Genomic DNA, 22537 nt, shown 5'->3' with positions numbered 1-22537 from the left:
TCCATAACGACGTCCTTATGGACGTCTCTTACGCGCTCACATCACAGCAAGGCAGGCGGCCTCAACCGGTCGGTTACCTTTCACCGAACTGCGCTGGGTCACCTTTGAAACCGAGCCGGGCCATTTCCCGATCTGATGCGGTGCCCTTGGGCGGCGTCCTTGCCGCCCAAGGGCATTTATTATGGGGCCTGGCGTCATCAAGCGGCGTGAGACGCTTCCCTGGACTGTACGCGGCGCTGCGAGAGCGCGGCCTTGTGCATCACGTCCTTGACGTTGACATGGGTAAAATGCCCACCTCGCTTCAATATCCGGCCATCGACTAGAACGGTGTCGACATTATACGGCTGGCCGTGATGGACCACCAGCAATGCCGGGTCCAGTTCTGCCACGCTCAGCATGTTAAGGTCGCTCGTCCGTAGCAATATGATATCTGCTCGCTTGCCCGGTGTCAGCGATCCGACCTGATCGGCGATGCCAAGGACGCGCGCGCCGTTGATCGTCGCAAGCTTAAGCACCTCCCGCGGCAGCGTCTGGGTAGGGAAGGGTGCCTGTGCAGCGATGATCGAAAAGATGATCTCGTCAAAAGATGCGCCGTTCATCTGCGCGATGCGACTTGCATGCAGGATCGTACGCATGGCGGCGAATGGATCGACGCTGGTTTGCGAGCTGACATCGACCGAATAGGCAATGTCTTCGAAAGGAATGCCGCCCTGTAGAAATTGCTGGAGCGGCGGCATGCCCGCGCCGATCATTGGATCGGTGGCGGGACACAGGCCGATCTTGACGCCTTTCTCCTTAAGGAGCGCGATCATCTGATCGGAAATGCCGGGGCCGTGCGTAAAGATGAAGTCGGGTCCCAAAATGTCCAGAACCGGCGCCAGATTGACGTGCGGCGCAATGGATTTGAGGCCCATGGCGCGTGCAAGCGCTATGTCCGTTTCCAAATTTCCTTGCTGGTGGCACACGACCCCCAGATCCATCAGGCCTTCACCATTCTGGTCGATCCATGCCTGCATTGCGGCAATGTCGGCCGCGCGATCTTCAGGCGTTTGCGGCATCAGGCTGCCATAGCCGAACCGAGCGCGGATGCCGGTGTCGACAAGGGCGTTTGCTTCTGCCACGGCGTCTTCGCGACCGCGCAGCGCGTTGGCCCAATTGTGGCAGGTTGTGACGCCCGCAGACAGCGCTTCGACTGCGGCCATACGCACGGCGTTGTAATGATCTTCGCTCGAATGATCGGGGGCCAGGCGATGCAGCGCGAAATAGCCCGGCGCATCGTGGGAAAGACCACGCCAGATGCAGTTCCACATATGCCAGTGCACTTCGACAAAACCGGGCATGACGATCATATCGGCAGCATCGATCACTTCGGCATCGGCCGCATCGATGTCATTGCCGACAGCGATGATTCGCCCGTCGTCGATCAGCACATCGCCGCTGGGAAAGTCGCCCGCCTCATCATCCATACTAATTATGTGGCCGCCCCTGACAAGATATTGGCCGCGAATTGGACGTGTTTGCTTCTCGGTCATCGTTCCTCCAAAACCTTTATTATCCGCTGTATCAGGGCCAAGTGGCGCGCGTGATCGCCCTCATCTGATATATCTATATTGGACTGTGGTCCAGTTTGCATAGGGAATAAATCGACTTCCACCCCAAGTCGCGCATAGAGGCTTGTGCTGGACATATGTACGGTTTAGTGTGGCATATAACGAGCGCGAAAAAGCACGGCCGGATGATATCCTGGGGCAACAGGCCGACCGGATCGGGAAGAGGAGTCTGACATGAATATTGCTGGCAGCATGAATGTTCCCGCTTCTGATTCATCGACGGATCGCGGTACCGCTTATGAATTTGCCCCGGCCCAGCATGACCCTGTATTGACTGAGGTAGGTCGCGGGACGCCGATGGGCGAATTGATGCGCCGCTACTGGCATCCGGTGGCCCCATCTGCATCGGTCACCAGCGAATTGCCGCAGCGAATGCGAATCCTTGGCGAAAATTTGGTGCTGTTTCGAGATCACGCCGGGCGGCCCGGACTGCTGGCAGAAAATTGCCGTCATCGCGGCTCCAGTCTGTTTTTCGGCCGGATCGAGCCGGACGGGCTGCGCTGTTGTTACCATGGCTGGAAATTCGACGTGCAGGGTCATTGCATCGATCAGGCGTGTGAGATCGATGGCGGTGCCCGCCGCGATCTAGCCCGGCAACCCTGGTATCCGGTCGAAGAGCGTTATGGTCTGATTTTTGCCTATATGGGCCCGCCCGACAAGAAGCCGGTCCTGCCGCGCTGGAGCGTGCTTGAGTCTTTGGAGGAGGGGGAGTTCTACGAAATTTCGCTTAATCCTGGTTATGGAGATGGCGAGATATTGCCTTTCAACTGGTTGCAATCTTATGAGAACACGCAGGATCCGCTGCATGCGGCCTGGCTGCATCTTGAGCATAATGAGAACCAGCATTTCGGGACCGAGCGGATCATTCGCAACGGTCCCGATACGCATGAAATCATCAAGGACATCACCTGGGGCGAGACGCCTCTTGGCGTGCGCTATACCCGTACCAGCCCGGTGCCAAATTCCGACAAACGTGCCGCCTTCACGGTAGAAGCCATCCTGCCGCATGTATTTTCGGTTCCCAACTATATCGATCAGAGCCGCCCGGGCCGACAGGACCAAATCGGCTGGCACGTGCCGGTGGACGATACGCATTTCCGTATCATCCAGGTGGCGCGCGTTCGCAACAAAGGCGATCTCATCGACCGCGTTGCATTGCACAACGAAAAAAAATGGTCCGAATGCACTAACGAGGAATTGCAGCGGTGCCCCGGCGATTTCGAGGCTCAGGCGACCCAGGGGCCGATCGCCATCCACGCCCATGAACGGCTTGTACCCAGCGATCAGGGAGTCATCCTGCTTCGTAGAAAGCTGCGCGCACTGCTTGCTGACATGGAGGCGGGCCGTGATCTCATCAACGTCAGTTTCGATGCGACGGCCGCACCGATCGAAGTCAACGCCCGCCTCGAAATCCTAGCCTGACCGCTAGGACGATTGGCCGCACATCCTGTGCGCAAAGCAAAGGAAAAATGGTGTCCCGACTGCCAGATCTTCAACCGAACGATCTTTCACCCGCTCAAAGGCAGGTATATGACCAGATCGTCCAGGGGCCGCGCGGCAAGATCAGCGCGCCATTTATGGCAATGTTGCACAGTCCCCCGCTCGCTTCGGTGCTGGAAAAAGTGGGTGTCTATCTGCGGTATGAAACCGGCGTTCCGGCACGCACGCGCGAACTGGCGGTGCTGGTGGTGTGCGCGCATTTTCGCTGCGGTTACGAATGGTCGTCGCATGCGCCGCTGGCTATTGCTGCAGGGGTGAGGGCCGATGTCGTTGCGGCCATCGGTGCAGGGCGAGAGCCTGAAGGGCTCGACGATGCAGATGCGCTGGTCATGGGCGTCGCGAGGGAACTTGTGGCGAACGGTAGGGTCGGTGCGCCGCTTTACGAAGCCGCGCTGGCGATGTTCGGAGAGGAACGGCTTGTCGATCTGACAGCCATGGTGGGCTATTACACCATGCTCGCCATGACCATCAACGCGCATGAAGTGCCCGCCGCGCCCGGCACCGTCCTCCCCTGGGGAGGCATCTGACATGATCGTTGACTTGGCAACCCGCACCATCCGCGCGCAGGGCGACGACCTGACCGATGCCGAACGTGCCGCCATCGCTGAAATCCGCGATTTGCAGCATCGGCGCGCGCGTGCGCTTGAAAATGCGGATGGTGATTTCCACCAGGGACTGCTGACCGAAGATTGTACGATTGTGCACGGGGCAGGCTTTGCGGAAAGCAAGCAGGACTATATCCCCAGCTTCATTCGGCGACTGGAAATTCGCGATGCGGGCTACCGGGACGTGACCTATCGGGTCTTGGGTGACACCGTGATCGAAAACGGCATTTTCGAGATGACCGTTCGGCAGAAACTGGAAGAAGGCGGCGCATCTTATCGCGCCGTCGCATTGTACACGATTGCCTGGCACCGAATGGCTGATGGCTGGAAAATTGTTCTGATCCACCAGACCCGCGTGCCGCCAAAACCGTGATGCCGCGACTTCAAATGAGGACGGTCCGCCAGCCGCGTATGAGATATGGTGTAGGAGAAGGACGATGTCGCTGAGGTTCAACGCGCCGGAGGCCAAGGTATTTGGAGGACCAAGGAGCAGGGAGTATCCCGCGCCGATCGAACTTCTCCACGCCTCCATCTTCCACACTGGCCCCGGTATCGACGAACTGGTCAATTTCTATATGGTCGCGCTCAACATGCGGCTGGTATTTCGTTTTTCCTATCCGACATTCGAGTTCATCGCGATCAGCGCCGACGATGAAAATCACCGTCTCGGTTTCGTGAACGACCTGCAGGATAGCACGGCCGGATCGGCGGACGGCATAGAAGCTCGACATACGCCCCCGCGCAAATGTCGCATCGAACACACATCATGGTTGTACCGCGATTTCAAGGCTGTTCTCGAACTGGCGCGCGCCATTCACCATGAACTGGGAATATGGCCCCTGTCGTCACGGCATGACGGGTTGGACCTGACCATCGACTATCTCGACCCAGACGGCAACCGGGTGGAAATGCTGTCCCAGACGCCGACCAAGGCGGAAATTCTCTGGAAAATTCATCATCGCACCATGAACGAGCCGGTCAACCGCGAATATACCGATACCTACATGGCGTTCGACATGGAAAAGATGATTGCACTGTACGATGCGGGGACGGCTGTCGAAACGCTCATGGACCGGGAATGGTGCCGGTCAATGAAGGCGACGGGAATGCTCTGAAGCCCACCGTTGTAAGGCAGGCAATTGGCGAAACATTGGAATGTCCCTTGCGACATCGAATTTGGGAGGACGTGTCATCAAATTGGTAACAATAGCGCGGGGCGCAGCGGGCATTCCGGGGTGCCTCATCGGTTCGGATGTCCTTGACCTGCAATGCGCCGCCCAAGTGTTGGCGGGGGGGGCACCGATTCCGGTCACCGTGGCTGAAATCCTGACCGATGGATCGGGCGGGCTTGATGCTGCGCGCGCGCTGTTCGAGAGGGTTGGTACGGCGAGTGCCGATATTGTCGGGCGGTTGCGCGACATCGGTGCGCTGACCGCCCTTGCCGATACGGCGTTGCTTGCGCCGTTGCCCAGCCCTCGGCTGATCCTGTCGCACGGGCAGGCGTTCCACGCCCATCGGCGCGATTTTCACAAGGACGCTAAGCCTGAGCCGCCCAAGAACCCGCCAGCCGGTTTCATCAAGGGGCAGAACAGCATCGTAGGGCCGGGCGCAGACATAGTATTGCCAAAGGTCGCTTCGGAAAAGGTCGACTATGAAGGCGAGCTATGCGTCGTATTCAGCCGCCACTGCAGCAATGTCGTGCGTGCGGATGCGATGAACTATGTCGCCGGTTACACCATCATCAACGACGTGTCGGCGCGCGATTGGATTCCGCAGATGCGCGATCCCGCAACCGGAATGATGACCGCGTTCCATGCGCTGAACCTGATGTACAAGAACTTTCCAAGCTTCTGTCCGATGGGACCGAACGTGACCACCGCTGACGAGATCGCTGATCATCAGGCCCTTCGCTTGGTCACGCGGCTGAACGGAGAGGTTATGCAGGATGCTGTGATGGCTGACCTGATCTGGGGAATTCCCGAACTTATCGAATATTATTCGGCGCGAATGGAGTTTCATCCCGGTGATATCATGAGCACAGGAACGCCGGGCGGCGTCGGTTTCGGCCGCACGCCGCCGGTCTTCATGCGGGAAGGCGATGTGATTTCCGTATCTGTCGATGGAATCGGGACATTGGAAAACCGGATCGTGGCACCTCCGGCGGGGGCGGCGTGAGCGACGCCTCCTCGCCACGCGGTTCTTCGGAACCTTCGGCTCAGGCTGACCCAGGACCAGGGACCCGGCCGGTCGGCCGCGCGCCCGCCAGTGAACGCTGGCTGGTCTTCGTTCTGACCACCATGGGTATGCTTGCAGCGGTCGACCGACAGATACTGTCGCTCCTCATCAACCCCATAAAGGCCGACCTTGGCCTTACCGATGTCCAGATCAGTCTGGTTATAGGGGCTGCCTTCGCCCTTGCCCACATCGCCTTCACCCTGCCTGCCGGCTATATTGCGGATTCCAGAAGTGCACGGATGCTGGTGGCGGGGGGCGGCTGGGTCTGGTCGATCATGACCATGGGCTGCGGCGTTACAACTAATTTCATCCAGATGTTTGTCATGCGCGCCGGTGTTGGCGCAGGTGAAGCGGCGATCAATCCGGGTGCCTTGGCCATTCTTCGTCGGGCCATCCCGTCCGAACGGCGTGGCCGTGCGTTCGGCACCTTCTACATGTCATTGATGATCGGCGCAGCGATCGCTGTGCTGGTCGGCGGTCTCTTGGTCGGGGCGATCGAACGAAACCGCGACGCTTTTGGCGGCATCATGAGCGACATCAGTCCTTGGCGAGTGGCGTTGTTCATTGTTGGGGGCATCGGAATACCGATTTCCGCGCTAATGTTGACGATCCGAATTCCCGCCGCGCAGGCGGCGCGCCCCCCAGAAAGGGGAGTTGCGCAGGATGCGCCTGCCAAGGCGGACGCTGATCCGGTTTCCTTCCGCGCGGCATTGTATTTCATCAGCGCGAACAGGCGGTTCTATCTGCCGCTCTGGGTGTCCAATGTTGCGTTCATGCTGAACACCGCCGCCTTTGCGGGGTGGCTGGCGGCCATGGCCCAGCGTAACTTTGGTCTTTCCGCGCAGGATACGGGTATCGCATTGGGATCGGCCATGCTCATCATGCCCCAATTGGGTCTGCTCGTTTCGGGTAGGCTGATCGATAGGCTGGGAGTAGGACTTGGCCTTAAGGGTGCGTCGCTGGTCGGTGCGATTGGCGCGACCGGATTCTGGCTTGGTGCAACTTTGGTACCGCAAATGCAGACCGAAATGGCATTTTTCGCCGCCCTGTGGATCAGCTACTTGTTTTGCCAGGCTCCCATGCCTGCCTATGCTACCCTGCTTTCGGCCATCACGCCGGCGGAATTGATGGGCAAGATCACCAGCATCCAGCTTATCCTGTTGGGGGTGCTGGGTATGGCTATCGGGCCGACGCTGGTGGCGTTGGTCTCGGACAATTTCCTGTCCGGTCCTCGCGCGATCGCCAATGCTCTGAGCATCGTTGCCTTCAGTGTGGGATGGATACCTGTAGTCGGGTTCCTGGCACTGCGGCGGGTTCTCTGATCGTCAGACCTTGAGCCGGGCAGACGCGAAATGATCGATCAGGGCCCTCACTCGTGAAGGCACCAGCCGACGTGACGGATAGACGGCGTGGATGTTCGTTGTCAGGCCTGGATCGTCGCTCAATACCTTCACGAGCTTGCCGTTGGCGAGGTCCTTGGCGATTAGCCAGTCCGGCAAAAAGGCAATGCCCAGTCCTTCCAGCGCAGCAAGGCGTAAAAGTGTTTCGTTCTCGCTGCTCATAGCTACCGGCAGCGTCAGCTTCGGGCTATCCGCGCCGCCGCCGAAGAATAGATGCTGGCGATCCGCGAAGCCTGCATAAGCAAGGAGTTTCTGCCCACATAGATCCTCTCTGTTTTGAGGATCACCCATGGTCTTCTTGAGCGCAGGACTGGCAAGGAGATGGAACTGGACCTCACCAATCACACGCGAAATATGTCCAGGTTCGCGATTGGGGCCGACGCGCAGGGCAAGATCATAGCCTTCGTCCAAAAGATTAGCACGTCGCCCGCTCAGATTGATGTCGAGCCGGATCAGCGGATGATTGTGCATGAATGAAGCAAGGATTGCCACGAAGTGGGGGTTAGCCATCCACACTGGCGCTGTCAGGCTAACATTGCCGCGAATGCCCGCCGAACGATCTGTGAGTGTTTCGTCGAGTTCTTCCAGTTCCTCCAAAATGCGCCGCGCCCGCGCGACATAGATTTCGCCTTCTTCGGTCAGGCTGACATGACGACTGTTGCGGTTCAAAAGACGCAGTCCCAGACGATCTTCTAACTGGGCGACATGCTTGCTGACCATAGCGGGTGAAATCCTGAGCCGCTGTGCTGCGGCGCGAAACCCATTATTATCGGTAACGGCTATGAGAATACGCAAGCTGGCCAGACGATCCATGGAGCCTATCCCCATGCCGATCGATTATATGTCGGATTGCCTTGCTTATGTTTACCGTTTCTCATGTTGCGGAAGGTTCTTCTGCGTGCGGCAAGGTTGTTGATCTGGCGGAAGAGGTCTGTCCGTCGTCGCTTGCTGGTAAGTCTCTGGCATAGCGTCCAGCCAGATAAGCGCAGACCAACAATTGGATCTGGTGGAAAACCATCAGCGGCAGAATGATCGTGCCGACCTGGGTCACCGGGAACAGGATGCCGGCCATTGGTACCCCGGTAGCAAGGCTCTTCTTCGAACCGCAGAAGAGGATCGTGATCCTGTCTTCTCGCGAAAATCCGAACTTCTTTGCAACCATGAGCGAGATTGTCATCACCGCAGCAAGCAGAATAGTCGAAAAGAGAAATATCAGGCCAAAATCGGCGACGGAAATTCTGCGGAACAGGCCTTCGAGAACCGCGGCGCTGAAAGCACCATAGACGACCATCAATATCGATCCGCGATCAACCATGGTCACGAACTGTTTGTTTCGCGCGATAAAGCCGCTGAGCGCTGGCCGCAACAACTGACCAGCTACGAACGGGACCAGCAGTTGCAGCATGATAGCGCGCATCACGGCCATAGTATCCCCACCATGAGTTTGTATGCCCATGAACAAGGCAACCAATGCCGGAGTGAGTAAAGTGCCGATCAGGTTCGACGCCGCCGCGCTGCAAATCGCAGCGGTGACATTGCCGCGCGCTATGGAGGTGAATGCGATCGACGATTGTACAGTAGAAGGCAGGAGCGCTATGAACAGGAATCCTGTTGCCAGAAGCGGCGAAAGCAAGCCAGCAACGATCGGGCGCATTATCATGGCCAGAAGGGGAAACAGGACGAAAGTGCACAGCAGTACCAGCAGATGCAACCGCCAGTGCGTAATCCCGGCGATTACGGTTTCGCGCGCTAGCCGTGCCCCGTGAAGGAAAAACAGCAAGGCGATAGCCATTGTCGTCAGGACGGAAAAGGCCGACGCCCACCCTGCTTGAATTGGCATCAGCGCGGCCAGTACAACGGTGCCTATCAAGGCCAAGGAATATCCGTCGAACGGAAGTAATTTCAATATATGCTTCAAGACAAACTCCCTATCTGGCCTGAATGCCCCCTCTGGCAAATCATTGTGGTGCGATCGGTTTCCGATCACTAGATCCATTGCCGTGCCGCATCGTGGAGACCATCCCCTGGAACGAACCGGCAGCGTTTAGAAGATGGGCCCGCATCAACCGTTCTGCCGCTCCACCATCGCCTTGCGCCATGGCGGTCAGGAGATCGCCATGCTCGTCGTTCGACTCAACCATCCGACCTTCATCGCGTAGTTGGGCGTTGCGAAACTCGCCCAGCTTGTTGCGCAACATGGTCGCTTGTTCTGTAAGCACCTCATTATGTGTGGCGCGATAGATCAGGTCGTGAAATTCGTGATTCAGAGATACATAAGCGCTGATGTCGCCCTGTCGCCGCGCCTCGGTCGCCCTGAGATGGACTCGCTGCAATGTCGCCCGCTCGGCGATCGTCATTCGGTAAGTGGCAAGTCTTGCGCACGTCGCCTCAATTTCCGCGGCAGCTTCGAACAGCGCCATCAACCGCTCCTGCGTGACGGCGATGACTACGGCCCCGCGCCTGGGGCGTAAGTCGATTAGCTCGACCGCAGCCAACTGACGTAAAGCTTCGCGTACGGGCGTACGCGACATGCCAAAGCGCGAAGCAAGCGCTTGCTCGTCCAAAATCGTTCCGCCGGGAAGTTGGCCGGTCGCAATCTCGTGAGCCAGTGTCATGCGTAGTCGATCCGACAGCAGCATGGACTCACCTTCTATAAGCGATCCGTTGGCCAAACTTTCCTGAACGGACATCTGCGCCACCCCAATGTATGCAGGAATCACCAAAACAAGCGATATTCTAGATATATCCTATGAATATACTCCATATCCGTATGTCATGTATGCACAAGGTGCAATATATTTGACTCCGCATAATCAATTGCGGATATGTGGTCGTGCAATTTCGAGTTGGCTGGAGCAAGGAAGGCTATGAGTACCGTCGAAGCAATGATCGATGCCCATGAGCATGCACAGATCGAAAAGCTTGAGCATATGATAGTCGGAGGAAAGGTTTACACACCGGCACCTCTCTATTCATCGGGGCCAGTCGATCCATCAAACGGCCCCTATTGGAAAGCAGAATATCTGGCCCTGCCGGGGGATCAACGCCCGGTATTCAGTATGATAGACGATCCTCGCCTTCCGCCAATGCCTGAAAAGCCGACGCTTATGGACTATTTCCGGTATCGTATCGGCCCCGCCGAACATCTTTTGCAAAGTGCACGTCTCGCCAAGATCAGTGGCTGCAGCGAAAAGATGATTCTGGCCAGTCTGCTGCATGATATTTCCATGGAAGGGTTTATCGGCGGCGATCATGGCTATTGGGGAGCGCAATTGATCGCGCCCTATGTGGACGAAGAGGTGAGTTGGGCCGTGCGCTATCATCAGGCGCTAAGGTTTTTTCCTGATCCCGATGTCGGATATGAATATCCTAAAGCCTATTATCAGTATTTCGGCGAGGACTATGTTCCCGATGCATATATCAAGCGCGATTATGAATATGCGCGCAATCATAAGTGGTACATGTCAGCGCGGATGATAACGATCAATGATGTCTATGCCTTCGATCCTGATGTGCGAGTCGATCTGGAGGATTTCACAGATATTATCGGCCGCCACTTCCGGCAACCTGAAGAGGGGCTTGGCTTTGATGACAGTCCTTCCTCGCACATGTGGCGTACGATCATGCGGCCGCGCAAATTCCTTTGACAATCGGATTGCCCGATACGCCTGTAAAATCGATCGGCCGCTTCTTCATTTCATACCGACCGTGACGACAACATGATCTGTAATCATTCGCGTCGCGGCGCGCACATTGCGGTTGACATCGGCAGAGTTTTTTATCAGGTAGCCAGATAATAATCTATGGTGGCGCGTTCAGTATATTCCGCCGAATAGCTATTCGAGCACGACGGCCGCCTATCCTTGAGGGAAGACTGGCGAAATGAACGAGCGATGCGTCACCTATGAGTTGAAGGGGCAGATTGCGTTCATTGGCCTGAACCGTCCTGAAAAGCGCAATGCTATAAATCGAGAGCTTTTCCTGCAATTGGCCGAAGCGGTCGCCAAGGCTGAGGAGGAAGCAAATGTCGGCGTGATATTCGGCCATGGCAGCCAGTTCTCGTCGGGTCTGGATCTGGCTTTTGCGGCAGATGATCTTCTGAAAATGGACCCTGCGCTGCGCAAACGGCGGCCAGACTTGTCGCGGATCGCATTCGACAGCATTGCGCGTGGGGTTATTCCCTGGATTGCCGCATTGCATGGGCCAGTAGTCGGTGCTGGGTTCGAACTGGCGGCGACAGCGCATGTTCGGGTAGCGGATGAGACGGCGTTTTTCGCACTGCCGGAATGCGCACGCGGTATTTTCGTGGGTGGAGGAGGCTCCGTCCGAATACAGCGTCTGATTGGCACAAGCCGAATGACCGACATGATGCTGACTTCACGAACCTATTCTGCTCAGGATGCAGAAGGCTTCGGCGCAGTGCAATATCTTGTCGCGCCTGGAGAGGCGCTGGCGAAGGCCAGTGAACTGGCGCAAAAGATCGCTGGTAATGCCGCTTTGTCCAATTATGCGGTTTCGGCCATCATGCCCCGCATTGCGGATATGCCAGTGGACGAAGGCCTGTTCTACGAACGGGTCGCAGCCGAATATATAATAACTGCGGAGTCTAGCGAGCGCATGCGCGCCTTTCTGGAAAAGCGGTCAGCTCCGCTTGAGCGCCCTGCTAATCCCGGCAAAGAATAATGACAAAACACTCCCAAGCCTATGTCGTAGGAATGTACGAGCATCCGACACGACACGCTCCCGACATTTCCACCGCGCAATTGCATTTTGAGGTAGCGCGTGGGGCCTTGATCGATGCCGGACTGACGCTTGACGATGTTGATGGATATTTTTGCGCAAGCGACGCACCGGGAATGGGTGCCGCAACAATGGCCGAGTATATCGGGCTGCGCAATATCCGCCATACCGACAGCACGGAAACTGGGGGGTCGGCTTATCTGGTGCATGTCGGTCATGCCGCCGCCGCGATCGCCGCTGGAAAATGCAATATTGCGCTCATAACCATGGCTGATCGCCCTTTGGGCGCGAAACAGGGTATCAAACTGGGCGGGGTGGACCTGACGCAGTTCGTTGACCTGGCCTATACAGGCGCTTTTCCGATACCGCCTTTGGCCGGCTATGCTGCCGTGGCCAATCGGCATATGTATGAATATGGCACGACGAGTGAGCAATTGGCTTGGGTAAAGGTCGCGGCCTCGCATCATGCCCAGCACAATCCTCACGCCTTATTGCGCGATGTGGTCACGGTAGACGATGTGGTGAATTCGCCTCTGGTGGCCGATCCGCTGCATCGCTTGGATTGTTGCGTGGTTACAGATGGCGGCGGTGCCATCGTGCTCGCGCGGGCCGACATCGCCAGGCGGATAAAACGACCGATGGTGAAAGTGAAAGGATGCGGCGAAGCCATCAGACATCGCACCAATGATAGATTTGATCTTACGACGTCGGGTGCGATATGGTCTGGACAGGCAGCCTTTGCGGAGGCTGGCATCACCCCTTCAGACGTGAAATATGTCTCTATCTACGACAGTTTCACGATCACCGTCGTCGTTCAGCTCGAAGATCTCGGTTTTTGTGCCAAAGGTGAGGGCGGGCCATTCGTAGCCGATGGCAACCTGATATCGGGTGTGGGTCGATTGCCTTTTAATACGGATGGTGGTGGCCTTTGCAGCAATCATCCGGGCAATCGCGGCGGTATGACCAAGCTGCTTGAAGCTGTCCGGCAGGCGCGGGGCGAAGCGCACCCCGCGGTTCAGGTTCCCAACCATGACCTGGTATTGGCGCACGGCACCGGCGGCAGCCTTGCCAGCTACCATGTATCCTCCACCGTCATTCTTGAAGCGGAATAGGCGCTATGCCTCTAAACACTCCCGTCATTGCGCAGGAAAGCCGGGAATATTGGGCGGCGGCAAGGCAGAAACGCTTGCTGCTGAAACATTGCGGTTCATGCCACCGGCATTTCCACTATCCGCGCGCTTATTGCCCCTATTGCATGTCCGACCAAACCGAATGGGTGCAAGCATCGGGCGCAGGGACGATCTATTCATTCACGGTGATCCGGCGCGGACCCGACGCCGGCACCATTCCTGCTTTTGTTACCTTGGCCGAAGGGCCGACAATGATGGCGGGGATCGTCGATGCAGCGCCCGAAGCGGTATTCATTGGTGCGCCGGTCCGGTTGCGCTTCGTGGAAGGCGGGGAAGGCCAGAACATTCCTTTGTTTGAACTCGGAAGATAGGGTGCCGTAATGCAGGATCCCAAAGCGTATATGGCTGTGGCACAGACGCTGGCGGCAAAAGGAATCGGCTATGACACATCCGATGCGCCGCGCCGTATAGACAAGGCCGTAGTCATCGGGGCCGGGACGATGGGCACGGGAATCACGATGGTCTTGGCCGCCGCGGGAGTAACGGTAACGTTAGTCGATAAGGCGCAATCAGGGCTAGATCGCGCTCGCATCAGCGCAGCGAATATCTGGACGCGGAGCGTCGATCGGGGCCAGATCGACACCGCCGAAGTTGACCGCAGATTGGCGCGCATATCCTTTGCTACCGATATGGCCGACACCCTAGCGGATGCCGATCTGGTGATTGAGGCAGTCTGGGAACAGATGGCTCTAAAGAAGGAAATCTTCGCACGGATTGATGCGCTTGCAAAACCCGGTGCTTTACTTGGAACCAACACATCCACGCTGGATATCGATGAGATCGCTGCCGTGACCACCCGTCCGCAGGACGTGATCGGACTCCATTTCTTTAGCCCGGCTCATGTCATGAAATTGGTGGAGGTCGTGCGCGGCAAACGCAGTTCAGCCGCGTCAGTGCGGGATGCTCTCTCGTTGGCGATCCGGCTCGGCAAGACCCCGGTTGTGGTTGGCGTATGTTTCGGCTTTGTCGGCAATCGTATCTTTGGTGCGCGTGAGAATGAAGCACGCAGCTTGCTCTTGGAAGGGGCGATGCCGCAGCAGGTCGATCGGGTGCTGGTCGAGTTCGGATTCCCGATGGGCAGTTTCTTGTTACAGGACATGAGCGGTGGCATTGAACTGCTCTGGCGAATGAACCAATCGAAGGGCATCAGGGACGAACTGATTGACCGGCTTGCTGAATTGGGCCGCTTTGGTCAAAAGTCCGGGCGTGGCTTTTATGCTTATGGCGGGGATGGGCGAACACCGCTTCCCGACCCAGAAGTAGAGGCAATTATTCTTCAGGTGTCGAAAGATGCCGGGATCACGCGCCGTACCATTTCCGATACGGAAATTTGTGAACGCCTGATCTATCCGATGATCAATGAGGGTGCCAAGATCGTTGAGGAAGGCGTAGCCGACAGGCCGAGCGACATCGATGTAATTTGGAGCCTTGGTTATGGCTGGCCCAAGGATAAGGCCGGCCCGATGTATTTTGCCGACGTTATAGGTTTGCCGGTCGTGCGGGATACGCTGGTGCGCTTACAGGCCGCGCATGGAGATCGTTTTGCGCCCGCTCCGCTTCTTGAGCATCTGGCCAGGGCCGGCGGGAAATTCACAGAAGAAGGAAAATTAGCCGGGGTTTGATTCACAAGCGCGATTGATGATCTACCGGCTTGAGAGGGACAAGATGACGGATTTGTCAACAATAGCGTTCCGCGATGTGAATTGGCTACCAGTTGATCTCATCATCGACCAAAAGGCCGATGGTACGATCCTGCTGGAAAACCGGACGGCACTGGCTGATGTCGAGGCACATCTTCCCGCTTATCTACGGCGCTTTGCTGAAGAACGCCCGGACACGATGTGGCTTGGCCGTCGCATGCCTGATGGAGGGGAGTGGGCGACACTTACATATGGCGAAGCGCGTGATATGATCGATGCCCTTACTCAGGCGCTCCTCAATCTGAATCTGCCCAAGGAGCGCCCACTCGCTATTCTCAGTGGCAACAGCATCGAGCATGCCCTCATCATGATGGCTGCAATGCAGGCCGGCATTCCCATCGCGCCACTTTCGCCCAATTATGCTCTGCTAAGCGAGGACTTCAGCAAATTGCGGGGGATCGTAGAAACGCTGGAGCCCGCTGCTTATTTCGTGCAGTCCGGCCCGCCGTTCCAGAAGGCTATCAATGCGTTGGTGTCGGCCGATGTCCCAGTTATCTGGGTTGACGAGCCGCCCCATCACCCATGCAGCTACGCCTATACCGAGATGGTCCGCACTGTGCCGACCGCTGATGTAGCGCGGGCGCTTGCAGCGATTGACCCATCGGCGACAGCGAAGATCATGTTTACGTCCGGTTCCACTGGCACGCCAAAGGGCGTGATGCAAAGTCAGGCTGGCATTGTGGCCACGGCTGTTTCGACCGTGCAGACCTTTAATTTTTCAGCCGAGCGGCCTTCTGTTCGGCTTGACTGGACGCCGTGGAACCATGTTTTTGGCTTCGTCAATTTCTGCCTCGCGCTACTGACAGGGGGTCAGTTTTATATTGATGACGGCAAGCCGGTCGAACCGCTGGTCCGCGAAACGATCCGCAATTTGCGCGATGTGAGTCCCACCTACTATGCCAACGTTCCTGCGGGCTATGCCGCTGTACTTCCTTATCTTGAAGCGGACAGGGAACTCGCAGAACGGTTTTTTTGTCAGCTTGAGATGCTCGGTTATGCAGGCGCGCGTCTCCCCGATGACATTGGCGAGCGCTTGCAGCGCCTTGCCGTGAAGACGGTGGGTTGCCGGATCCCGGTGATGACTGGATTCGGATCGACGGAAACAGGCCCAACCGGCGCATTCGTCCACTGGCCCACCGACATGGTCGGGCTGATTGGTTTACCGCATCCTGGTGTTCGGATGAAGTTGCTGCCGTTGGATGCGTTACGTTTCGAGGTGCGACTCAAGACGGCAGGAATTATGCGAGGCTATTATAAAGCGCCAGATATCACGGATGCGGCATTCGACGACGAAGGTTTTTACCGGCTCGGCGACGCGGCGACCTTTGTCGATCCTGATAATCCTGAGGCTGGGTTGCGATTTGCTGGTCGGATTGCCGAGGACTTCAAGTTACAGACCGGCACCTTTGTTCAGGCAACGACGTTACGCGCCGAGCTGTTATTCAGTACGGCACCTCTATTACAGGATATCGTTATCTGCGGAGAGAGCCAGGCGTTCGTAGCTATACTTGCTTGGCCCAATCTTGCGGCGGCCCGTGCGCTGACGGGCGATGCCGAACTCAGGTTGATGGATGCAGCGGCGCATCCGGCGGTGATCGAAAAAGTGCGTGATGCATTGTGTCAGCACAACATGGACAATCCGGCATCAAGTATGCGGATAAGGCGGTTCATGCTCCTGGCTATTCCGCCGTCGATCGATGGTGGGGAAATCACGGACAAAGGGTCTGTCAACGCCAAGGCTGTCTGGCAGCGTCGGGCGGATGACGTGGCGAGGCTTTACCGGATCAAAGTGGATACTCAGGTTAACGACGTTTAGTCGCGGCAATAGTGAACGTCTATGGATCAGATATGTGCGCCAAAGTCTCTTTAGAAGCTTTGATCACGTCCTGAAGGGTCGCACGAAATTCTGCCAAGCCGGTGTCGTCAAGGCAAGCAAAAGCCTGTTGTTCAACACGGTCCATGGCCGTTTCAGTCAGGTTCAGCATATCGACGCCAAGCGGCGTAATGGAAAGAAACTTCGCCTTGCGGTTCGACGGGCGCGTCCGTTTTTCCAACAGGCCTGCCTGTTCAAGGCTGGTGATGGTTTCATTGGTGGATTGCGGGGTGTGCCCCATCCTTCGGGCTACGTCAGCGGAGGTCAGGTCATCGCGATCGCGCAGGAAGCTGAGCACTACATATTTACTGAGCGAAAGGACACCTTCCTGCCGCTGGCGCTCCGTCAGGTTTAGGATCGCCTCGCTGACGCGCCATATCAAATACATCGTACGCGGTTGACGGATGGTTTCGGGCATAGCTTGCCTTTAGGGCATGGGACGAGGGGTTTGCAATTGGCGTCCCGACATGGATTCGGATATCCGGAACCAAGGGATCAGGCATCGACAGTCGGCCGCGTTTCCGTCAAGACCGCGCAATGCATTCCAAATCGAACAGCGATGAAGAGATCGTTAATATCAGGCGTAGGCAGACGCGCGCGAGAGAATCACGTGCCAAGCTTATCGAAGCGGCGACGGGCGAATTTGCAGCGCGCGGCTTTGATGGTGCATCGACTCGGCAGATTGCCGAACTGGCCGGCCTGAAACATGCTTTATTGATATATCACTTTGGTAGCAAGCGCGCGCTTTGGGAAGCTGTGATGGAAAAGGTGGTAGGCCGGTTCCTCGAAAGCTTTGCGCGCCGACAGGAAGAAGATGTCAACTGCGACGATGTGCGTCGACTTAAAGGATTGTTCGCAGAATTCATCAGATTGGCGGCAACTTATCCGGAGTTGCATCGGCTGATGTCCCATGAGGCGTGGGAGGGTGGTGAACGGATTGAGTGGATAATGCGCCAACTGCTCGCCCATGATAACATACCTTTTGTTGCGTTGATCGAAAGCGTCCAGGCGCAGGGCCGTTTCGTAAAAGGCGATCCCTACCATCTTTACTATACATTTCTTGGCGCGGCCGCGCGCATATTCATGCTGGGTGGAGAGATTGAGCTCGTCACTGGCAGGTCGCCATTTGAGGCTGAATATGTCGAGCAGCATGTGCAGATATGCGAGGAACTGTTTTTCCGCTGAATAGGACGCATTTTTTAAACTGTCCTCTAGGATTGTATTCTGTAAGTCGCTATCCATCCTGCCAAAGGAGAGGACGTGATGGTCGATGGACTCGATTCACCTTCAGAAGTTTGTGCCTTTGTCTCCACGGCCACGCTGCATGAGGCGGCCGGACGTCGAGGCGCGCTCCCTTCCATAATAAAGCCGATTGACAGCAAAATGCAGGTTTCCGGGCCGGCTCTACCGGTGCGGTGTCCGCCCGGTGATAATTTGTGGATTCACAGGGCTCTGGTCGAAGCCCAGCCGGGCGATGTGCTGGTCGTCGAATGTGGCACTGGCGGTGAATTCGGCTATTGGGGCGAGATCATGGCTACCGCCGCAATTGCGCGGGGCCTTGGCGGACTGGTGATCACCGGCGGCGTTCGAGACAGTCTGGCATTAATTGAGCTTGGGCTGCCCACATTTGCGGGGCGGATATGCATCCAGGGTACGGGCAAGGATCCCAAGAGCGACGGTGCCGTTGGTGAGGCGGTTCGTATCGGATCGATCACCGTGCGCCGTGGCGACCTTGTCGTTGGGGATGCCGATGGCGTGCTTGTCCTGTCGCCAGAGGATGCCGCCTGGGTTGTGCCAGCAGGCCGCGAGCGGGACGCCAAGGAGGCCGCCATTCTGGAGCGTGTCCGCGCGGGCGAGCCAACTCTCGAAGTCTACAACCTGTGACGCACAGCACCAACACGGGAGCCAGAACATGATCATCGACGTACATTCGCATTTGTGGGCGCCGCCCGAACTGAACGCCATGGGTCTGAACCTGGTGGGCAGCGATGGCCATTATTCCGGACTGGAGCCGCAGATTTCGGACGATCGCTATCTCGAATATCTGCAAACATTGTTCAAGGCGCTCGACATGGTCGGCACCGATTTCCAAATGGTGTCGCCGCGTCCATTTACCATGCTCCATTCGCGCGGGGCGCGGCTGGTCGATGTATGGACCCGCTGGACCAACAACGCCATTGCGCAGCAGGTCCGCCTCGCGCCCGACCGTTTCATGGGCATGGCCGGCTTGCCGCAGGTGCCTGGGCAACCGATCGAGAGGGTGTTTCCGGAAATGGATCGCTGCATCAAGGAACTGGGCTTCAACTCGATCCTGATCAATCCCGATCCGTCCGAAGGCATGGGCCATGTGCCGCCGATGGGTGATTCCTATTGGTATCCGCTCTACGAAAAAATGTGCGAGTATGACGTTCCCGCGCTGATCCATGCGGCGTCGTGCTGCAACGGGCGGGAAACCTATGCCAACCACTTCATCACCGAACATTCTATCGCACTGCTTTCGATGATCAAGGCCGGGGTGATGCAGCGCTATCCTGACCTCAAAATCATCGTGGCGCATGGGGGCGGATCGGTGCCGTACCAGATTGGCCGTTGGCGGGCAGAGCGCGGCTCCTTCCCGGACCTGGGCAAAGGCAGCATCAAGGGCAAGATGAACGAGGGTTCGGGTACGTTCGACGACGCGCTGCGCGTATTCCACTTCGATACCTGCCTGCACGCACCGGAATCCGTTGAGTTCCTGATCAAGGTCGTTAGTCCCGATTGCGTCTGCTTTGGCACGGAACGCATCGGCAGCGGATCGCAGATCAATCCGGACACCGGCCGTTCCTATGACGATATGAAGCCGGATATCGAGGCGATGGGCTTCCTGAACGAGGCCGACCGCTTCAAGATATTTGAAGGCAATGCGCGTAAGCTGTTCAACGGGTTGCCGGGCTGACATGGCCGAGATCGTTCTAGGGATCGGCTGTTCGCACAGCCCGCTGTTGGCCATCGACTGGAGCGAATGGCAGCGACGGGCGGAAGCCGATATGGCAAATCCAGCACTGAACCTGTCGGATGGTCGCTTCGTTACCTATGATGAGCTTGTCGCCGAGGTCGGGGAGGGCTGGGCTGCGGTGGCGGCGTCGGAGCAATTCGCGGCATCTGCTGCGCGCTGTCAGGCGGGGCTTGACCAACTGGCCGATGAACTTGCGGAGGCGCAGGTCGATGTCGTTGTGGTGATTGGCGATGATCAGGGAGAATTGTTCGCGCTGTCGAACACGCCTATGATCTCAATCTATTACGGCGATGAGATTGCCACCAACGATGTCTGGGGGCGACCTGATAAGCCAACTTGGATGAAAGAGATGGCCAAGGGTTATATGATGGACAAGGTCCATCGGATGCCCGCCGCGCCGGACCTGGCGCGCCAACTCATTGCGGGGCTGGTTCGACGGCATGTCGATGTTGGCGCATCATCCCATGTCGACAATCCTGTCAAGGCCGGGTTCGGCCATGCCTTCGGCTTTGTGGCCGATCGGTTGTTCCGCGACCGGACCATCCCGATGTTGCCGGTTCTGCTGAACACCTATTTCCCGCCCAATGTCATGACATCGGCGCGGGCGCTGGAAGTGGGTCGGTCGATTTGTAGCGCGATCGAGGAAAGTCCGCTCGACCTGCGCGTGGCGGTAGTCGCTTCAGGCGGTCTCAGCCACTTTGTGGTGGACGAGGAACTCGACCGCAAGGTGCTCGAAAGCCTTGGCCGCGAAGCGCAGGAAAGGCTGACAACCATTGCTCCTGGCGCGCTCAATTCCGGGTCGTCCGAAATTCTCAATTGGATCATGACGGCGGGTGCCGTCGCCCATTTGCCACTCGCCTGGACCGAGTATGAACCTGTGCGACGCACGGCTGCAGGCACCGGCTGTGGCGTCGGTTTTGCCTGCTGGCGCAAGGAATAGGAGAAAGCCATGTACGAAACGCGCAGAAGCATAGACGTCGAAGGCTTCAATCATGGCGGACAGCCGATCCCTGCGGCAAGTCGCAAGGGGGGGCTGATCGTGACCGGCGGCGTTTATGGCCTTGATTCTGCGACCGGCAAGCTGCCGGATGAAGCGAGCGAGCAGGTCAGGCTGATGTTCCACCAGCTTGAGCGCATATTGGCGACGGCCGGGGGCAGCGTCGATGACATTGTGCGGATGACTTTTTACGTAAAGTCGCCAGAGGCACGGCCGTTGGTCAATGCGGAATGGCTGCGGCTGTTTCCCGATCCGGCCTCTCGTCCCGCGCGCCATACGCTGAGCTACGATGGACTGCCCGCCAACATGCTGGTCCAGTGCGACGCAATCGCGATGGTGGCCCACAATGGCTGATGCTTCACTTATTCAAAGCCTGTTGCGCTTCGATAGTTGCACGGTTTCCGATGCCCTCGACAAGCTGGGGCTGAAGGGCGCTGTGTGCGGGCTGGCACCACAAACGCTGCCTGGCCGCCGGGTGGCAGGCCGAGCGGTGACGGTGAAACTGGGCGCGCCGATGGAAGGCTTGCCCAAGCGTCATCTTGGCGCAGGCGCGATCATGGCCGCCGAGGCGGGCGATATCATCGTGGTCGAGCATCGTGGCGACAAGGGCGTTTCCGGCTGGGGCGGACTGCTGAGCCGGGGGGGCGGTCAAAAAGGGTATCGGCGGCGTGATTGTTGACGGTTCGTTTCGCGATATCGACGAAGCCCGCGATCTGGGTCTGCCGATCTTCGCCTTGCCACCAGTTCCCGTAACCGCGCGCGGGCGCGTGGCCGAACATGATTTCAACTGCCCGGTGACGATATCTGGCATTGCCGTCTATCCTGGTGACTGGCTGGTGGCCGATGGCAGTGGTGTGGTGTTCGTGCCTGCCACCCGACTGGAAGAGGTCATCGCGATCGCGGAGGACATTCTTGCCCGCGAAACCCTGATGGCCCGCGATATCGATGGCGGCACGCCGATCGGAGACGTGATGGGCGCGAACTATGAAGACATGCTGAAGAAGGCTGAAAACTGACATGACAATCGATACTGAACTCGTTTTAAGACTCAAGGCGGTGGGGATCACTGCACTATCGGATGCGCTTGATCGCCTTGGGATCGATGGGCAAGCTGTTGGCATCATGCCGGTGGTGCGTACTATGCGCTTTGCCGGTCCCGCATTTACGATCCGGATGCTGCCGGTTGGTCAGTCGGGTGGTGTTGTCGGGGACTATATCGATGATGTGCCCGAAGGCGCGGTGATCGTGATCGATAATAAGGGCATCATGGACCAAACCGTCTGGGGCGACATCTTGACCTTCGTTGCCCACAGTAAGGGCATTGCCGGAACGGTGATCGACGGCGTGTGCCGCGACAGCGATCGATGCGTTGAACTCGACTATCCCGTGTTCGCACGCGCCAATACGATGCGCACGGGTAAGGATCGCACCACTGCCGATGCCTATAACGTGACCGTACAGGTGGCTGGTGTCCGGGTTGAACCTGGCGACTGGCTGGTGGGCGATGCGGATGGCGTTGTCTCGATCCCGGCTGACCGCGTTGCCGAAGTGTTGGCCAATGCAGAGGAGATCGAAGCTGCCGAAGAGCATATTCGTGATGCGGTACGTGGCGGTGCCCGCCTGGACGAGGCGCGTCGTGCGGCGAACTATCATGCGCTGCAAACGCGGATGAAGGTTTGACCGACGCACCAG

Annotated in this window: 25 protein-coding genes; 20 read left to right on the top strand and 5 right to left on the bottom strand. The window is 57.6% G+C overall.

The window, feature by feature from the left end:
• Nucleotides 1-197: 197 nt before the first annotated feature.
• Complete coding sequence (locus V2I08_RS11075; RefSeq protein WP_349635155.1) at nucleotides 198-1532, bottom strand: amidohydrolase family protein; 1335 nt, start codon at nucleotides 1530-1532, stop codon at nucleotides 198-200.
• A 252-nt stretch (nucleotides 1533-1784) separates the two neighbouring features.
• Between V2I08_RS11075 and V2I08_RS11070 the strand changes: the two genes are divergently transcribed.
• From V2I08_RS11070 to V2I08_RS11045, 6 genes are all read left to right on the top strand, one after another.
• A complete protein-coding gene (locus tag V2I08_RS11070; protein ID WP_349635154.1) occupies nucleotides 1785-3032 on the top strand; it encodes a Rieske 2Fe-2S domain-containing protein in 1248 nt (415 codons plus the stop codon).
• A gap of 47 nt (nucleotides 3033-3079) precedes the next feature.
• Nucleotides 3080-3637, top strand: coding sequence for a carboxymuconolactone decarboxylase family protein (locus V2I08_RS11065; protein WP_349635153.1), 558 nt, complete (start codon nucleotides 3080-3082; stop codon nucleotides 3635-3637).
• Nucleotide 3638: 1 nt separating this feature from the next.
• Nucleotides 3639-4088 carry a nuclear transport factor 2 family protein gene (locus V2I08_RS11060; protein ID WP_349635152.1) on the top strand — a complete coding sequence of 150 codons (450 nt, stop codon included), beginning with the start codon at nucleotides 3639-3641 and terminating at the stop codon, nucleotides 4086-4088.
• 64 nt (nucleotides 4089-4152) lie between these two features.
• Complete coding sequence (locus V2I08_RS11055; RefSeq protein ID WP_349635151.1) at nucleotides 4153-4830, top strand: hypothetical protein; 678 nt, start codon at nucleotides 4153-4155, stop codon at nucleotides 4828-4830.
• Between the two features lie 82 nt (nucleotides 4831-4912).
• Nucleotides 4913-5890, top strand: coding sequence for a fumarylacetoacetate hydrolase family protein (locus V2I08_RS11050; RefSeq protein ID WP_349635150.1), 978 nt, complete (start codon nucleotides 4913-4915; stop codon nucleotides 5888-5890).
• Nucleotides 5887-7272, top strand: a complete 1386-nt coding sequence (locus V2I08_RS11045; protein WP_349635149.1) for an MFS transporter — start codon at nucleotides 5887-5889, stop codon at nucleotides 7270-7272. Before V2I08_RS11050 ends, V2I08_RS11045 begins: the two co-directional genes overlap by 4 nt.
• A gap of 3 nt (nucleotides 7273-7275) precedes the next feature.
• Here the strand turns inward: V2I08_RS11045 and V2I08_RS11040 are convergent, their stop codons facing one another.
• From V2I08_RS11040 to V2I08_RS11030, 3 genes are all read right to left on the bottom strand, one after another.
• Complete coding sequence (locus V2I08_RS11040; protein ID WP_349635148.1) at nucleotides 7276-8163, bottom strand: LysR family transcriptional regulator; 888 nt, start codon at nucleotides 8161-8163, stop codon at nucleotides 7276-7278.
• Between the two features lie 61 nt (nucleotides 8164-8224).
• The gene (locus tag V2I08_RS11035) at nucleotides 8225-9268 is read right to left on the bottom strand and encodes a bile acid:sodium symporter family protein (protein WP_349635147.1); all 1044 of its coding nucleotides are present in this window, start codon (nucleotides 9266-9268) and stop codon (nucleotides 8225-8227) included.
• Between the two features lie 40 nt (nucleotides 9269-9308).
• A complete protein-coding gene (locus V2I08_RS11030; RefSeq protein ID WP_349635146.1) occupies nucleotides 9309-10040 on the bottom strand; it encodes a GntR family transcriptional regulator in 732 nt (243 codons plus the stop codon).
• Nucleotides 10041-10217: 177 nt separating this feature from the next.
• On the opposite strand from V2I08_RS11030, the gene V2I08_RS11025 reads away from it, so the two are divergent.
• The 6 genes from V2I08_RS11025 (at nucleotide 10218) to V2I08_RS11000 (ending at nucleotide 16796) form a co-directional block, all read left to right on the top strand.
• Nucleotides 10218-10997: a hypothetical protein gene (locus tag V2I08_RS11025; RefSeq protein WP_349635145.1), complete on the top strand. Its 780-nt coding sequence runs from the start codon at nucleotides 10218-10220 to the stop codon at nucleotides 10995-10997.
• A 235-nt stretch (nucleotides 10998-11232) separates the two neighbouring features.
• Nucleotides 11233-12033 carry a crotonase/enoyl-CoA hydratase family protein gene (locus tag V2I08_RS11020; protein WP_349635144.1) on the top strand — a complete coding sequence of 267 codons (801 nt, stop codon included), beginning with the start codon at nucleotides 11233-11235 and terminating at the stop codon, nucleotides 12031-12033.
• Nucleotides 12033-13202 (top strand): thiolase domain-containing protein, encoded by a 1170-nt coding sequence (locus V2I08_RS11015; protein WP_349635143.1) that lies wholly within the window; start codon nucleotides 12033-12035, stop codon nucleotides 13200-13202. Before V2I08_RS11020 ends, V2I08_RS11015 begins: the two co-directional genes overlap by 1 nt.
• A gap of 5 nt (nucleotides 13203-13207) precedes the next feature.
• The gene (locus tag V2I08_RS11010) at nucleotides 13208-13591 is read left to right on the top strand and encodes an OB-fold domain-containing protein (RefSeq protein ID WP_349635142.1); all 384 of its coding nucleotides are present in this window, start codon (nucleotides 13208-13210) and stop codon (nucleotides 13589-13591) included.
• Nucleotides 13592-13600: 9 nt separating this feature from the next.
• Nucleotides 13601-14902 carry a 3-hydroxyacyl-CoA dehydrogenase gene (locus V2I08_RS11005; protein ID WP_349635141.1) on the top strand — a complete coding sequence of 434 codons (1302 nt, stop codon included), beginning with the start codon at nucleotides 13601-13603 and terminating at the stop codon, nucleotides 14900-14902.
• A 16-nt stretch (nucleotides 14903-14918) separates the two neighbouring features.
• Nucleotides 14919-16796, top strand: a complete 1878-nt coding sequence (locus tag V2I08_RS11000; RefSeq protein WP_349635140.1) for an AMP-binding protein — start codon at nucleotides 14919-14921, stop codon at nucleotides 16794-16796.
• 19 nt (nucleotides 16797-16815) lie between these two features.
• On the opposite strand, the gene V2I08_RS10995 is transcribed toward V2I08_RS11000, so the two are convergent.
• Nucleotides 16816-17271 carry a MarR family transcriptional regulator gene (locus V2I08_RS10995; RefSeq protein WP_349635139.1) on the bottom strand — a complete coding sequence of 152 codons (456 nt, stop codon included), beginning with the start codon at nucleotides 17269-17271 and terminating at the stop codon, nucleotides 16816-16818.
• Between the two features lie 119 nt (nucleotides 17272-17390).
• Here V2I08_RS10995 and V2I08_RS10990 point away from each other — a divergent pair, with 119 nt between their 5' ends.
• The 8 genes from V2I08_RS10990 to V2I08_RS10955 all read left to right on the top strand — a co-directional run bounded on the left by V2I08_RS10990 (nucleotide 17391) and on the right by V2I08_RS10955 (nucleotide 22525).
• Nucleotides 17391-18038, top strand: a complete 648-nt coding sequence (locus V2I08_RS10990) for a TetR family transcriptional regulator (RefSeq protein ID WP_349635138.1) — start codon at nucleotides 17391-17393, stop codon at nucleotides 18036-18038.
• Between the two features lie 78 nt (nucleotides 18039-18116).
• Entirely contained in the window at nucleotides 18117-18737 is a 621-nt protein-coding gene (locus tag V2I08_RS10985) for a 4-hydroxy-4-methyl-2-oxoglutarate aldolase (protein WP_349635137.1), read from the top strand.
• Between the two features lie 28 nt (nucleotides 18738-18765).
• The gene (locus V2I08_RS10980) at nucleotides 18766-19788 is read left to right on the top strand and encodes an amidohydrolase family protein (protein WP_349635136.1); all 1023 of its coding nucleotides are present in this window, start codon (nucleotides 18766-18768) and stop codon (nucleotides 19786-19788) included.
• Between the two features lies 1 nt (nucleotide 19789).
• Nucleotides 19790-20788, top strand: coding sequence for a protocatechuate 3,4-dioxygenase (locus V2I08_RS10975; RefSeq protein WP_349635135.1), 999 nt, complete (start codon nucleotides 19790-19792; stop codon nucleotides 20786-20788).
• A 9-nt stretch (nucleotides 20789-20797) separates the two neighbouring features.
• Nucleotides 20798-21199, top strand: coding sequence for a RidA family protein (locus tag V2I08_RS10970; RefSeq protein WP_349635134.1), 402 nt, complete (start codon nucleotides 20798-20800; stop codon nucleotides 21197-21199).
• Nucleotides 21192-21524, top strand: coding sequence for a hypothetical protein (locus tag V2I08_RS10965; RefSeq protein WP_349635133.1), 333 nt, complete (start codon nucleotides 21192-21194; stop codon nucleotides 21522-21524). Before V2I08_RS10970 ends, V2I08_RS10965 begins: the two co-directional genes overlap by 8 nt.
• Nucleotides 21514-21861 (top strand): hypothetical protein, encoded by a 348-nt coding sequence (locus V2I08_RS10960; RefSeq protein WP_349635132.1) that lies wholly within the window; start codon nucleotides 21514-21516, stop codon nucleotides 21859-21861. The genes V2I08_RS10965 and V2I08_RS10960 overlap by 11 nt, the downstream gene beginning before the upstream one ends.
• Nucleotide 21862: 1 nt before the next feature.
• Nucleotides 21863-22525 (top strand): RraA family protein, encoded by a 663-nt coding sequence (locus V2I08_RS10955; protein WP_349635131.1) that lies wholly within the window; start codon nucleotides 21863-21865, stop codon nucleotides 22523-22525.
• Nucleotides 22526-22537: the final 12 nt, after the last annotated feature.

The organism is Sphingobium sp. MK2, from assembly GCF_040170545.1.
GTDB lineage: Bacteria > Pseudomonadota > Alphaproteobacteria > Sphingomonadales > Sphingomonadaceae > Sphingobium.
This window is presented reverse-complemented; position numbering and strand designations above follow the sequence as displayed.

Excerpts from the sequence above, each read along its gene's own strand:
- V2I08_RS11075 (WP_349635155.1), bottom strand. The coding sequence starts at position 1,532 with ATGACCGAGAAGCAAACACGTCCAATTCGCGGCCAATATCTTGTCAGG.
- V2I08_RS11065 (WP_349635153.1), top strand. The coding sequence starts at position 3,080 with ATGGTGTCCCGACTGCCAGATCTTCAACCGAACGATCTTTCACCCGCT.
- V2I08_RS11000 (WP_349635140.1), top strand. The coding sequence starts at position 14,919 with ATGATCTACCGGCTTGAGAGGGACAAGATGACGGATTTGTCAACAATA.
- V2I08_RS11030 (WP_349635146.1), bottom strand. The coding sequence starts at position 10,040 with ATGTCCGTTCAGGAAAGTTTGGCCAACGGATCGCTTATAGAAGGTGAG.
- V2I08_RS11015 (WP_349635143.1), top strand. The coding sequence starts at position 12,033 with ATGACAAAACACTCCCAAGCCTATGTCGTAGGAATGTACGAGCATCCG.
- V2I08_RS11010 (WP_349635142.1), top strand. The coding sequence starts at position 13,208 with ATGCCTCTAAACACTCCCGTCATTGCGCAGGAAAGCCGGGAATATTGG.
- V2I08_RS11005 (WP_349635141.1), top strand. The coding sequence starts at position 13,601 with ATGCAGGATCCCAAAGCGTATATGGCTGTGGCACAGACGCTGGCGGCA.
- V2I08_RS10990 (WP_349635138.1), top strand. The coding sequence starts at position 17,391 with ATGCATTCCAAATCGAACAGCGATGAAGAGATCGTTAATATCAGGCGT.
- V2I08_RS10965 (WP_349635133.1), top strand. The coding sequence starts at position 21,192 with ATGGCTGATGCTTCACTTATTCAAAGCCTGTTGCGCTTCGATAGTTGC.
- V2I08_RS10980 (WP_349635136.1), top strand. The coding sequence starts at position 18,766 with ATGATCATCGACGTACATTCGCATTTGTGGGCGCCGCCCGAACTGAAC.
- V2I08_RS11070 (WP_349635154.1), top strand. The coding sequence starts at position 1,785 with ATGAATATTGCTGGCAGCATGAATGTTCCCGCTTCTGATTCATCGACG.
- V2I08_RS11020 (WP_349635144.1), top strand. The coding sequence starts at position 11,233 with ATGAACGAGCGATGCGTCACCTATGAGTTGAAGGGGCAGATTGCGTTC.
- V2I08_RS10975 (WP_349635135.1), top strand. The coding sequence starts at position 19,790 with ATGGCCGAGATCGTTCTAGGGATCGGCTGTTCGCACAGCCCGCTGTTG.
- V2I08_RS10970 (WP_349635134.1), top strand. The coding sequence starts at position 20,798 with ATGTACGAAACGCGCAGAAGCATAGACGTCGAAGGCTTCAATCATGGC.
- V2I08_RS11055 (WP_349635151.1), top strand. The coding sequence starts at position 4,153 with ATGTCGCTGAGGTTCAACGCGCCGGAGGCCAAGGTATTTGGAGGACCA.
- V2I08_RS10995 (WP_349635139.1), bottom strand. The coding sequence starts at position 17,271 with ATGCCCGAAACCATCCGTCAACCGCGTACGATGTATTTGATATGGCGC.
- V2I08_RS10985 (WP_349635137.1), top strand. The coding sequence starts at position 18,117 with ATGGTCGATGGACTCGATTCACCTTCAGAAGTTTGTGCCTTTGTCTCC.
- V2I08_RS11025 (WP_349635145.1), top strand. The coding sequence starts at position 10,218 with ATGAGTACCGTCGAAGCAATGATCGATGCCCATGAGCATGCACAGATC.
- V2I08_RS10955 (WP_349635131.1), top strand. The coding sequence starts at position 21,863 with ATGACAATCGATACTGAACTCGTTTTAAGACTCAAGGCGGTGGGGATC.
- V2I08_RS11040 (WP_349635148.1), bottom strand. The coding sequence starts at position 8,163 with ATGGATCGTCTGGCCAGCTTGCGTATTCTCATAGCCGTTACCGATAAT.
- V2I08_RS11060 (WP_349635152.1), top strand. The coding sequence starts at position 3,639 with ATGATCGTTGACTTGGCAACCCGCACCATCCGCGCGCAGGGCGACGAC.